The organism is Paenibacillus piri (assembly GCF_004354045.1).
Lineage (GTDB): Bacteria > Bacillota > Bacilli > Paenibacillales > NBRC-103111 > Paenibacillus_S > Paenibacillus_S piri.
In genome coordinates this window covers 89385-101789 of the sequence record NZ_SMRT01000006.1, presented here as the reverse complement: position 1 = coordinate 101789, position 12405 = coordinate 89385, and the positions used below count along the sequence as shown (strand labels likewise).

The window sequence follows — 12405 nt, the reverse complement described above, 5'->3', positions numbered from 1 at the left end:
TCGTCCCCTGAGGACGGCGAAGCCGTTTATCCTTGGTTGCCGCCCGCGGTTACATTAGCTTCTTAATTTCGTTCACTACGGGCTGCTCCGGCTGCTGCTCATTCTCATCGGCGATACCGCGGGCCGATTTGCGGAACTCACGGAACGTATCCCCGAGCGCCCTGCCCATTTGCGGCAGCTTCGACGGACCGAACACGATCAAGGCAATCGCCACGATAAGCAGCAGCCCTGAAATGCCAATATTGTTGAACATCTTGCCTCATCCTCCCTTCTGTTCCGTTAAAATCAGCCGTAAAAGTAACCGTTACAGGATTAATTTGAGTTATCGTTCCGTCTTTTATACAGGCCGGCATATTCGAAACAGGCCTCTGTATCGTCGAAAAGGCGGAAGATCAGCTTGCGAACCGGAATAAAATGTAAGCGCATTCCCTAACATGGAAACAACTCCCAGTCAAGATACTTTTCTATCATTTTCTTCATTTCCCTATTTACACCTGATCGGAGAATATGTCATAATTTGATAGAGTTATCCAACATCCTGCACATAAAATTTGGAGCTGAAGCGCACAACGTGTACCCATTCATTCTTAAATATAAGGATCGGGAGTTTATCTACATCATCCCTTTCGTGCTGATCTCCGTTCACGTGAGATTGCGGTATTTTTTTTACCTGCTCAGCTCTGATCGAGGACTTCCGCAATCGGAAGATTCGCAGTGGTACATCGACTATGCATACGCTTTAATGACGAATTTAAAGATAGGTCTGCATATGAACGACCTGATGTATATCGGTTATAATGTGCTGCTGACGCTGCTGCTTGCATTGTTCCATGACCCTGTTACCGTCGTTTTTATTCAGGCGGTAGCCGCCGGACTCGGCGTTATCCTTGTTTATCTCATCGCACGCATGCTGTTCAATCGAACCACCGCCATCCTGGCATCGTTTTTTTACTGCTATTATTCATGGGGCATTACATTATGGTCCATGTACATCCTTTCTGAAAGTTTTTTTATCAACCTTCTCCTGTTATGCGTGTTTTTCCTTCTCAAGTATTTGCAATCCAAAAAACGTCTTTACCAGGTTCTTTTCATCGTTTCATCGTTGTATATGCTCGTATTCAGGCCGACCGGCATCGTATCGCTGGCTTTTATCCTGATCTATGTCGTTATCAATCTGCACCGGGATATCATTTTCAATTTTGTCAAAAAACATCGTCTGTCCATCGGAGCCTGTTTCATTGCGATTGCTGCGGCTTGCATCTATATGTTTACGAGCGACACTTTCCGTCCCCTGGTCGATTCCATGCAGTTCAACGCCAAAAAGGTGCTGTACAATATTTACGCAAACGGCTGGATTTACGACAAAGCTACGCCGCACGATCATTATTTCAAACCGGACTATACGATTAACATCATGAACAGCCTGATCTTAAGCTTTTTAATTAATAATTGGGATCATGTGCTCATCTTATATGGAAAAAGGGCCATCGCCTTCCTCGGAAAATGGGTGTGGGAAACGAACGTCAGCAGTCTCCGGGGCATACTCGGACTTGCCGAGCACCTCGTTCCGACCATGCTGTTTGCAGTGGGAACTGTCGCCGCTATCGTAAACAAAATTTTTAGAAAGACATCCATCATTTGGCTGCTTGTGCTTGCCGTTTTTATATTCTGCATCGTTTTCTTTATTGACGCGCTATACCGGTACAAGGCTCCTGCCATTCCTTTTATCGGCATTGCGGTTGCTTACGGTGCGGACAGCATGCTGCGCGGATTGATGTTCATTGCCAAAAAATATGCGGGGAAGCTGCTATGGAAAAAGAAAAAATACTCATTGTGATTCCGGCGTTTAACGAGCAAAACAATATCTCGAAGGTCATCTGGGATGTCCGTCAGCATATTCCGAATTCGGATATATTGGTCATCAACGACTGCTCGCTCGATGCAACCTCCGTCAATGCGCGGATGTCCAACGGCGTCAAGGTCGTGGACCTCCCTTATAACCTTGGGATCGGCGGTGCCGTGCAAACAGGCTTCAAGTACGCCCATGCCCACGGCTATCCTTACATGGTACAGATTGACGGCGACGGCCAGCACATCCCCCAGGAGGTGGGGAAGCTGGTGAATGCGATGGCGCGTAGCGGTTGCGATATGGTGATCGGCTCCCGGTTTCTCGATATCCGGTCGTACCGGACCACCTGGTCGAGAAGACTCGGCATCAAGGTGTTCGACCTGCTGTTCCGGCTGCTCATTCAAACGAAGGTTACCGACAGTACGTCAGGCTTCCGCATCTATAACCGGAAAAGCATCCAATTGCTGAGCAAATATTATCCCGAGGATTACCCTGAGCCGGATGCGATTATATTGTTGAAAAAGCACGGCCTCCGCATCTCCGAGGTTGGGGTGGAGATGCGGCCGCGCGAGCATGGCTCCTCCTCCATCACACCGATCAAAAGCCCTTATTATATGGCGAAGGTCATCTTATCGATCTTCTTTTCGTATATCAGGACAAGGTGGTGACGGCAAATGGAGAACGGAACAAGCTACAGCGTTCAACTGATGGGCATAGCGTTCAGTCTGGTCATGATGATCTCCGTATTTATGATGGTCCGGGCCCGAATGATCCGCGAAAAATATTCGCTGGTATGGTTTCTGATCGGATTGTTTACTTTGTTCATGTCCATGTTTACCGATTTGATGGAGTGGTTCTCGCAGCTCATCGGGGTTTATTACGCGCCTTCGGCTTTTTTCGCCATCCTGATCGTATGCGCCTACCTGCTGCTCCTGCATATGAGCGTCAGCATCTCGAGTCTGAAAATGCATAACAAAGCTCTGACACAGGAGCTGGGATTAGCCAAGCTCAAGCTCGAGGAGCTTGAAAAGAAAGTGAACGGGGAGGAATTACAATAAAATACGTCATTCTTTTTAGCAGCGTCTTCATGACAGTGGCAGCCAGCACGCTGTTGAAAATCGGAAGCCGGTCGGTTAACTTCGACGGATCGTTTATAGCCATTGCGATCGGCTACTTGACTTCCCCCCTGATCGTAACCGGCTTTGCCGTGTATGCGTTAGCCGCTTTTTTATGGATTTACTGCCTGTCGGAGTTTGACTTGAGCTATGTAACATTTGTGTCCAGCATCCAGTACGTGCTGCTGATTGCAGTCTCGATTTGGGTATTTAACGAGCAGATCAGTCTCATGAAATGGACAGGCTGCGGCTTTATTATGATCGGCGTATTTTTTTGGCTGAAAGGATAACGATCGGATGTACAGATGCGTTGCTTACAACGAATTGATGAAGGATGCGTGGGACCGGCTTGCGTCGTCGAAGGGCACGGTATTTCATTCAACAGCGTTCCGGCATATATTGCTGAGCTCCTTCGGATACGAATGCCGATACCATGCCGTTGTCGACAACGAGGACCGCATATGCGCGCTTATCCCGCTTGCAGCCGGGCGCAATCTCGGGCTGACCCGGGCCGCGGTCGCGCTCCCGTTCGTTAACTATGCCGACATATGCGCCATCAGCGAAGAAGCGTTCCGGTTTGCGATCGGCGCCATTGAGCGGCTGCAAGCGGAGCTCCGTCTCGGTTATATCGAGCTGCGGCTCAAAGCTCAGCACATGGGCGGCAGCGGCTGGAGTGCGCAGCTTCAGCATCATACGTTTGTGCTGCCGTTGTCGGAGGATGAGCAACAGGTACTTGCGCTGTCCAGCAGCAGCAACCGGAATCATGTGCGCAAAGTATACAAGAACGATTGGTTTGCCGTTTCCTACGATCCCGGCCATTTGGAGAGCTTTTACCGTGTTTATGTCCTAAGGATGAAGCAGCTGGGCTCTCCGGCTCCGGATATCCGGTTTTTCAAACGATTTTTCGAATACATGCCTGAACATACAGTCCTGCTGACCGTCCTGGATAAACAATCGGGAAACATCGTCGGCGGCATGCTCCTGCTGGCCAGTCCCTCGAACGCAACGCTGTACTATCCTTACGGCGCCAATCTGGCGGAATATAACAACCGCTACGTGAACAATTTTATGTATTGGGAAGCGATTCGTTTCGGTATCCGCAACGGGTTCAGCTACTTGGACCTCGGCCGCTCGCAGACGGGGTCGGGGACCTACAAATACAAGGAGCAGTGGGGCGCGGCGGCCAAGCAGCTCCAATACATGGTCTATGGCGGCGAAGGCAACCAGTCCGGCGCCCCGGACAGACAGAAGCTCGGACTTTTGGTGGAGCTGTGGAAAATCGCTCCCCGCTTTATCACCGACTATGCCGGTAAAAAGTTAATTAAATATGTCATGCCCTGAGCGCATCGGAGGAAATCGAACCATGAGCCATGCCAATTGGAAGCAATATTTTGACCATAAGGCCGAAACGCACGGAGCGTCGGTCCAATCATCGGATTATTTCAATGAGGACAGCTTTTTTATGCAGAGGGACAACACCTTGCGCTGGCTGGGACCATGCAGCGGGCTGGAAATTTTGGATGCAGGCTGCGGCGTGGGCGCCTTCAGCGAGCCTTTGGTCCCGCATAATCACGTGTACGGAGTCGACTTCTCCGAGAAAAGTCTTGAATATGCCGCGGGCCGCGGGCTGCACACATCGGCTGACGATCTGACGGCCTTAAGCTTCGGGGACGGCAAGTTCGACGTCGTCGTGTGCATCGGCGTCATCCAGCTGATCGAGCAGTACAGGCCGGTTTTGAAAGAGCTGGCCCGGGTTACGAAGCCCGGCGGGACGCTGCTGATCGAGACGCTGCACAGCGGCTCGATCCAGCGAAAGATTCTCCGGCTGTTTGAGCAAAGCAAAAAGTTCGACCGGATGTATGCGATGGATGAATTGAAGCAGGTGTTCAGCCAGCACGGTTTCGAACGCATCGAGTTTTTGAAGATGTATCATCCGTTTAAATTTGTATCCAAAGGGAGCGAGCAAGGCATCGGGGACCCGTTCTGTACTTCGTTCGCGATAAAAGGAGTCAAAAAAGTTGATTAATCCGCAACCCGCCCAAGGCATCGCCAACATGCTGACCTTTGATATCGAAGAATGGTTTCACGCCAACTATGACGGGGTTCTCCCGGACCGAAGCAAAGGCTCCGGCTTTCGGACGCATATGGACACCCTGCTCCGGCTCTGCCGCGAAACCGGCTGCAAAGCGACTTTTTTCATATTGGGCTGCATCGGGGAGGATTATCCCGATGTCGTCAAGGCGATCGCGCGGGAGGGACATGACGTAGCCTCTCACGGCTACGGTCATGAGCTGGCCTACAAACAAACGATCGGGGAATTTAAAGCCGATGTGAAAAAGTCGATCGACATTCTCGAGGATCTTACCGGAACGAAGGTGCTCGGATATCGCGCACCTTCATGGTCGATCGTGGAGAGCAACCTGCACTATCTGGAGGTGCTTGTCGAGTTGGGCATGCGGTATGACGCCAGCATTTTTCCGGTCAAAACATTTCTGTACGGCATCCCCCATGCTCCTACCTGGATTCATAAGCCGGTCGTCAACGGGCGTGAGCTCGATCTGTACGAGATTCCGATGTCGGTCATGAGAATCGCCGGGCGAAATATCGGTTATTCTGGCGGCTTTTATTTCCGCTTTTTCCCGAAGTGGGTGATCAAGCGGGCTATTCACGCGGCCAACCGCCGGGGCAGCAGCTCGATCGTATACCTGCATCCGCGGGAGGTGGACGCTCGCGAGCACCGGTTGGATCTTCCTTTCAAAGAGAATTTTATCCATTATTACAATGTGCAAGGAACGCCGGCCAAGCTGGAGGATATTATGAGAAGCTTCCGGTTTACGTCGATCGCCGAGCATCTGAAGGACAATTTCGACGAAAATGCGAAGCTGACTCTGACTGCGGAGCTGGTACGATAATGCGTAGAAAGAAGGGGCTGTCCCAAAAAGGTATCAACCGATAATACAGTCCCAAAAAATAGGCAAAGCCGCCTCCAACACCAATGTATATGTGGGGATGGAGGCGGCTTTTTACATGCAAATTCATATCAGGGTAGGGTGGCTGAACATCCAAAAATGACCTTTGGGACAGCCTCTCTGCTGCAGGACAGGCCAGATGAAATTCACAGCCACCGTCTATCTCGAATGGCTTGATTACTCTTCTTTTCCGCCATCCAAAAACTCGAGAAACGCTTGCGGCAGCGCAAACTGCTGATTGTTAATGATGATCCGGTCGAGTTTCTCAGACTGCTCTTCTTTGATTTCCACGATCTCCTTATGCAGGCGTTCCATTTGCAGGTCCAAAGCAGCGGCAGAACTGGCTGCGTCCTTCAGCTCCCTCAGAAGCCGTTCCGGCACCGCCTGTTCCTCGCGGCTGTATTTGTAATAAATTTTATGCTCCAGACTTGCCCAGAAATCCATGGCGATCGTTCGGATCTGAACCTCGATGCAGACGTTTTCCTGCCGATCCGACATATAAACCGGCACTTCGATCAAAAGATGCAAGCTTTGATAGCCGTTCGCTTTCGGATGCTTGATGTAATCTTTTTCTTCGCAAATCGTAAGGTCTCTCTGGTTTCTGAGCATTTCGCTGATCAAATAAATGTCGGACAGAAACGAGCATGTAATGCGCAAACCGGCAATATCTTTAATATTTTCCCGGATACTCGTAAACGAAATATCGCAGCCTTTACGGAACAGCTTGTTCAGGATGCTTTCCGGCGATTTCAGCCGCGATTTGGTGTGCTCGATCGGGTTGTACTCATGAAGCATCTCAAACTCCTCCACGAGGATGCCGATCCGGGTTTCCATCTCATCCAAAGCAAATTTATACATCATCATAAAACGGATAATTTCGTCTTTAAATCGTTTTAACTGGGATACCGGAAGCTGGCTCATAATTGTTGTCCTTCCATTGGTTACTTTTCGGCCTCTCTATATAGTTTAATGCAATTGCACCGGTCGAGGCAAATCATGCCGCACCTCCAAGCGGCAGCAATTCCAAATATTGAATATTTACACCCCTTTTACTGCATAATGGTTACTGTAACCAGGAATACAGCACCCACCGGCCTCCTTCACTGAAATAGCTTAAATTTGACTCTTTACTAAGTATAATTCATCAAGTATAATTTTCAAATAAATCCTATACGTTAAATCGGATTTAAATTGGAAGCGTTAGAACGGAAAGGTTACGGTGTTCACGCAATGGCTACTCAACAGTTAATGATCAGCTCGCGAAAAGACATTATCGACTATGTCAATTCCAACCCCGTAAGCAAATCAGGCTCCAAAATCATTTTTTTGGCGCTGGCAGGTATATTTGTAGATGCTTACGACTTCACAAGTATTGGTATTGGTACCGCTCAGCTTCAGGAGCAGTTCCATCTGTCTCCAGTACAAATCGGCAGCCTTACGGCCATTATGGCGGTCGGTTCGCTGCTTGGAGCTGTTTTCGGCGGCTACTACACCGACAAGTTCGGGCGCAACAAAATGTTTCTGATCGATTTGTTCCTGATGGTGTTTGCAGCAATCGGCGCCGCGCTTTCACCCAATTTTGCCACGCTCGTATTTTTCCGTTTTTTAATGGGCGTAGGCGTAGGCTTGGACGTACCCGTTGCCCTGAGCTTTATTGCAGAATTCAGTAATCTGAAGAAAAAAGGCCGCTACGTCACCCTTTGGTGCCCATTATGGTTCACAGCCGCATCGGTTACCGGCTTAATCGCCCTGCCTTTCTATTTGCTGGACCAGCACGAGCATATTTGGAGATGGTCCGTAGGCTTTGGCGGCGTGCTTGCGTTGATTGTTTTATTTTTAAGATACTTTTATATGGATGAAAGTCCGATGTGGGCGGCGCACCATCTTCCGCTGGAGGAAGGGGCTCAAGTATTAAGAAAAACGTATAACATTAACGTCAAGGTGCAAGCGGTCAAAGAAGAAAAATCTACTGCAAAAAAGCTTTCCTATATGATGATATTCCGAGGCAAGTATAAATTGCGAACACTGCTCGCTTCGATAATTACGTTTACCCAAAGTATGGAGTATTTTGCCGTCGGCTTCTATATTCCTACCATCTCGACGATTATTTTTGGAAAAGGCGTTATTTACGCGATAATCGGAACGATCGTATTTAATTTATTCGGGGCGATTGGCGGCTTTAGCGGCTCCTATCTCACCGTCAAATACGGAATCCGCAAGCTGGTCATCATCGGTTATGTGGTAGCCGGATTGGGACTGCTGTTGATGGGAATGACAGGCAATCAATATATCGCCATTTCGACCATTTTGCTTGCCGCCTTTATTTTCGGACATGCCTTCGGACCAGGCTCCCAAGGGATGACGATGGCGACCTTGTCCTATCCGACAGAACTGCGCGGGCTTGGGACGGGTTGGGGTCAGGGCATTACCCGGGCCGGAAGCATCCTCGGCTTCTTCCTGTTCCCTGTTGTTCTCGCCCAAGTCGGTTTGTATACGACGCTGCTTCTGCTTGCGATCGTGCCGATTGTCGGCTTAATCGCAACCTTGCTCATCAAATGGGATCCATCCGGCAAAAATGTCGAAGATGACGAGCAGCTCTCCACTCAAGGAGTTTAATAGCTGCTGATAAACGTATCCTTCATCTAAAAGATCCGTTGAGTCCTTACCCGCGGAGCATGCGGATCAGAGTTCCGGGCGCTGGCGCTGCTCCGGAACGATTTCGGCTCTCCGCTTCTCATTTACCGGACGTCTCAAAAAGCTTTTCCATCCAGTGCGATTGTCTACAGGAAGATATCGCCAACGACCGCTTATGATAGCTGTATTTATACAAGCACCTTTTGGGCGAAACGGTAATACGATAAACTGTGCTGCCATGATATTAGCCCGAAAGGTGTGTCCGTGATGACAGGAACTATCGTCAACTTTTATGCGGGCGGAAATACCGCCCGCGGCTTTGCCAACCTATTCGAATCTTCATTGCAAGGATTGGATCTTATTTATATTTTAAAAGGAGGTCCGGGTACCGGAAAGTCGACGCTAATCCGGGAAATCGGCAACGATATCGTTAACCGTGGCTATGACATTCGCTTCATTCACTGCGCCTCGGACAACAACTCTTTGGATGGACTGATTATTCCGGAACTCAAGATCGGCATCGTCGACGGAACGGCTCCCCATGTGATCGAGCCCCAGCTGCCGGGAGCGGTCGAACAATATGTAAATTTGGGCGAAGCATGGGATGCGGCCCGGTTGAACGAGCAAAAGCCGCTGCTTGAAAGCTTGAACGGCCACATTAAAAAAGCGTATGAACGCGCTTACAACGGATTTGCGGAGGCACTCCGCATTCATGACGAGTGGGAAGCGATATACGTAAATAATATGGACTTCCAAGCAGCCGACGATCTGACTTCGCATTACATCGAACTGCTTTTCCGCAATTGGAAGCTGGAGCGGCAAAGCCGCGTCGATCACCGGTTTCTCGGTGCCGCCACGCCGCAAGGAGCGGTCGATTTTGTGCCGAACTTGACCGAGGGCCTGGATAAACGCTATCTCATCAAAGGCCGCCCCGGCTCGGGCAAATCTACCATGCTGAAAAAGCTGGCCGCCGCCGCTGTCGAACGCGGCTTCGACGTCGAAATATACCATTGCGGCTTCGACCCGAACAGCCTGGATATGATCATCGTGCGGGAACTCGGATTCGCTGTCTTTGACAGCACCGCGCCGCACGAATATAATCCTGAACGCGCCGGCGATGAAATCATCGATATGTATGCGCGCTGCATTGCGCCCGGAACGGACGAGGCGCATGCGGATGCCATAACCGGCATCAAGCAGCGGTACGCCGCTGCCATGAAAGCCGCCACACAGCATCTGGCCCAAGCCAAATCGCTGCGTGACGAGCTGGAGCAAATCTATGTGCAAGCGATGGATTTCCGCATCGTGGACCGAATCCGTGAAACGATCCGTCAAGCTATCATTGCGAGGATCAGTGAATAAACAGACTTAAAATCAAGACGATTGCTAATCCGACGACCGAGTTCGTTAACTCGAGCAACCTCCAGGTTTTGAATGTCTTCTCAACAGCCAGAAAGCCGCATCGTTGACATGCGTAATCGTTTTGCTTGCCGATGCCGTAGAGGGATTTTCTTATTCTTTTTCCAATAAAATGATTTTGAAGCATAAATAGGCCTCGTTATCGGAACCTTCTGCCGGTCCATATAACGAAGCCTTTGTTTTGCCCACAGCCCGATTCCCGCGTACAATGTCCTGGATCGGATAGGCGGGAATCGTCTGATAGTTGCAGGTCTTTATGCCATCAGCTTTTTTTCGGGATTCGGTACGATTTTGGCGTCTATTTGCTGAATAAAGCGCGCATGAAGCGCGTGGCGTCAACCGGATTGTATACTCGGCCATAATTTCTGCCGGTGTGATCCTGATCGGGATTTGGGGCAGCTGAGTCTGCTCAGGCTGTTTGAGATCGCTTGCTTATCTGATTGAATAGGTGCAAGCCGAAAGCTGTTTTGCAAAGCACCAGCACCCCTGATGCAAATGAAATCAGGAAGCAGCCGCATGCGACAAGCGGCAGTACGGACCATTCCAGTATATTTTGCCCGAGATACGTCTGCCAACCGATAGCTGTTAAGCCCGCTAGGTAGGTAATGCCTGTTGCATGAATGAACCTGCTGCGGGTTCGTTCTGTACACGAGGTGTATCCGGCCAACCAAGCGACAGCCGGCACAGCTTGAAGAGCATGGAAGCCAAGACCGTGAAGCCAAATAATGTTGCCATGAAGGCCGACAATTCGACCTCCATTAGCCGACATCCAAATGCCGGCCGCAAATGAGAGCAATACTGCAATCATCGCATAACGGATGCCGACCAATAATTCCGGATGGAGCCTATAAGCTTTACGACGGAAGTATTGAATCGCAAAGAACAGATAACACAAAACCAGCAGCAAAGCGACAAAAGCAAAAATGGAACCGACCGTAACATCGAATGGTATGCCTCCCTTTACGAACCGCGGGTTGACGCCTCGAAAGTTTTGTACGGTCTCTGCTAAGTAAGAATAAAGGGCAATCACGATAAAAGACCATCGAAAAAATGCTCTGCCTTTGCCGCCCAGCGCGGAAAAAGGGGTAATCGCCGCCGTCGATAGCAGAAAAATACCCAGCGCGGCATTAAAAGAAAATGCACTCGAAACGTTGCCGCCAGGAGCCACCGGTCCCCCGTACAGCATGACCCAAACTGCACATATCCCCGCAAGCAGGAAGCCGAGCAGCCCGGTTAGTACCAGCCACTTCTCTCCTTCGAAAAACTTGACGGACGGTTTTGCGCTTCCGACAGCCTGACTTCCAATTGCCCCATGACTCATCACATGGCTCATCATAATTCCTCCTTGGTTTATCGTTCATTATTAACTAGTTTAATTGTACATTTTGGTAATTTTTTCAAGAACCTGCCTGAGACCAGTCATACTCCCAGACTATAGTCGCAACAGTACTTAGACTAAAATCCGAATACAAACCCCGCCCCCCGCATCCTAATTAACAAAAAAAGCGCCGACATCTTCAAATGCGAATCTATTCGCAATTGATGACAGTGGCACTTTATATAGCGATTAACCCCTATTTCGCGCAGCTTTTAAAACAGCCGTACTTCTCTCTCCTTCAGGAAATCCAGCGCTTGTTCAACCAAATCATGCTCAAACCCAAAGGTGGTGCGCATCATATCCATCCAATCGTTTTTTTGAGTATATTCGTGTGATTCCACCCCACGATCGCTTTTAATAAACAGTTTGCGGTTCACTACGGAGTAGGCGGCATCCAGCCGGAATAAAGTTGCGACAATGCGTCGCATAAAGGGGTTCTCATCCTCGTCCCGCAGCGAATGTGCTATCACCTCGTCAAAGCTTTCAAGGCCAACCGGCTTCCACTCGATGCATTTGGTCACCAGGCTATGTCCATTGCTTCGCCGATCGATCATATAATGGTTATCGGGCAGCAGCCTCGAAATCTCAACTTCCTCCCCGAAGCGTGTAAAGCGCGGCTGTTCTTCCAAGTAGAGCGGATCGAACAACGGAGCCCCGTATCCAACATCCACATAGTAGGATTGGCCATCTACCGTGACCATGAGCCCCAGATGGGTGTTTCCTCCGGTGGCCCGGACGAAATTCGTTTGAAATCCGAGCCCTCGAAGCAAAGAACCGAAATGCACATTTAAAATATAGCAGTTGCCGCCCATTCCTTTGTTTACGAAATGATCCAGGTATGTTTCTATATCAGGAAGCCAATCCAATCCCGTCTTTCCCTGATGCAAGTAGTAATGAAACTTGCTCAAATTCTCGAACGGAAACCTCCGGAGATGAAGCTTGATAAGATTGCGTAAATAATCCATAGTGGGGGGGCGATGCTCCGTATCCAGACACATCAAATAACGTTGAATTACCGAATTGTCCATCAGTGCGGAACCT

13 protein-coding genes are annotated in these 12405 nt (G+C 49.6%); 9 read left to right on the top strand and 4 right to left on the bottom strand.

What is annotated here, in order from left to right:
* Positions 1-49 precede the first annotated feature (49 nt).
* The gene (locus tag E1757_RS14720) at positions 50-253 is read right to left on the bottom strand and encodes a twin-arginine translocase TatA/TatE family subunit (protein WP_133229325.1); all 204 of its coding nucleotides are present in this window, start codon (positions 251-253) and stop codon (positions 50-52) included.
* Between the two features lie 318 nt (positions 254-571).
* On the opposite strand from E1757_RS14720, the gene E1757_RS14715 reads away from it, so the two are divergent.
* From E1757_RS14715 to E1757_RS14685, 7 genes are read left to right on the top strand one after another with little or no spacing between them, the layout of a single operon-like run.
* On the top strand, positions 572-1837 hold the full coding sequence (locus E1757_RS14715) for a glycosyltransferase family 39 protein (RefSeq protein WP_133229323.1): 1266 nt from the start codon (positions 572-574) through the stop codon (positions 1835-1837).
* The gene (locus tag E1757_RS14710) at positions 1810-2517 is read left to right on the top strand and encodes a glycosyltransferase family 2 protein (RefSeq protein WP_133229321.1); all 708 of its coding nucleotides are present in this window, start codon (positions 1810-1812) and stop codon (positions 2515-2517) included. The genes E1757_RS14715 and E1757_RS14710 overlap by 28 nt, the downstream gene beginning before the upstream one ends.
* A 6-nt stretch (positions 2518-2523) precedes the next feature.
* Positions 2524-2907: a DUF2304 domain-containing protein gene (locus tag E1757_RS14705; RefSeq protein WP_133229319.1), complete on the top strand. Its 384-nt coding sequence runs from the start codon at positions 2524-2526 to the stop codon at positions 2905-2907.
* A 29-nt stretch (positions 2908-2936) separates the two neighbouring features.
* Positions 2937-3254 carry an EamA family transporter gene (locus tag E1757_RS14700; RefSeq protein WP_133229317.1) on the top strand — a complete coding sequence of 106 codons (318 nt, stop codon included), beginning with the start codon at positions 2937-2939 and terminating at the stop codon, positions 3252-3254.
* A 7-nt stretch (positions 3255-3261) separates the two neighbouring features.
* A complete protein-coding gene (locus tag E1757_RS14695; protein ID WP_133229315.1) occupies positions 3262-4305 on the top strand; it encodes a GNAT family N-acetyltransferase in 1044 nt (347 codons plus the stop codon).
* Between the two features lie 22 nt (positions 4306-4327).
* Entirely contained in the window at positions 4328-4990 is a 663-nt protein-coding gene (locus tag E1757_RS14690) for a class I SAM-dependent methyltransferase (RefSeq protein WP_165972124.1), read from the top strand.
* A complete protein-coding gene (locus E1757_RS14685) occupies positions 4983-5876 on the top strand; it encodes a DUF3473 domain-containing protein (RefSeq protein WP_220446503.1) in 894 nt (297 codons plus the stop codon). The genes E1757_RS14690 and E1757_RS14685 overlap by 8 nt, the downstream gene beginning before the upstream one ends.
* A 234-nt stretch (positions 5877-6110) precedes the next feature.
* Here E1757_RS14685 and E1757_RS14680 read toward each other — a convergent pair whose 3' ends face one another.
* Positions 6111-6854: a GTP pyrophosphokinase gene (locus E1757_RS14680; protein WP_425464842.1), complete on the bottom strand. Its 744-nt coding sequence runs from the start codon at positions 6852-6854 to the stop codon at positions 6111-6113.
* A 309-nt stretch (positions 6855-7163) separates the two neighbouring features.
* On the opposite strand from E1757_RS14680, the gene E1757_RS14675 reads away from it, so the two are divergent.
* Both E1757_RS14675 and E1757_RS14670 read left to right on the top strand, forming a co-directional pair.
* On the top strand, positions 7164-8549 hold the full coding sequence (locus tag E1757_RS14675) for an MFS transporter (RefSeq protein ID WP_133229293.1): 1386 nt from the start codon (positions 7164-7166) through the stop codon (positions 8547-8549).
* Between the two features lie 285 nt (positions 8550-8834).
* Positions 8835-9929, top strand: a complete 1095-nt coding sequence (locus tag E1757_RS14670) for a PRK06851 family protein (protein ID WP_133229291.1) — start codon at positions 8835-8837, stop codon at positions 9927-9929.
* A gap of 466 nt (positions 9930-10395) precedes the next feature.
* Here E1757_RS14670 and E1757_RS14660 read toward each other — a convergent pair whose 3' ends face one another.
* Together E1757_RS14660 and E1757_RS14655 are read right to left on the bottom strand one after the other, a co-directional pair.
* A complete protein-coding gene (locus E1757_RS14660) occupies positions 10396-11322 on the bottom strand; it encodes a hypothetical protein (RefSeq protein WP_425464841.1) in 927 nt (308 codons plus the stop codon).
* 254 nt (positions 11323-11576) lie between these two features.
* Positions 11577-12392, bottom strand: coding sequence for an arylamine N-acetyltransferase (locus E1757_RS14655; RefSeq protein WP_133229289.1), 816 nt, complete (start codon positions 12390-12392; stop codon positions 11577-11579).
* Between the last annotated feature and the right edge of the window lie 13 nt (positions 12393-12405).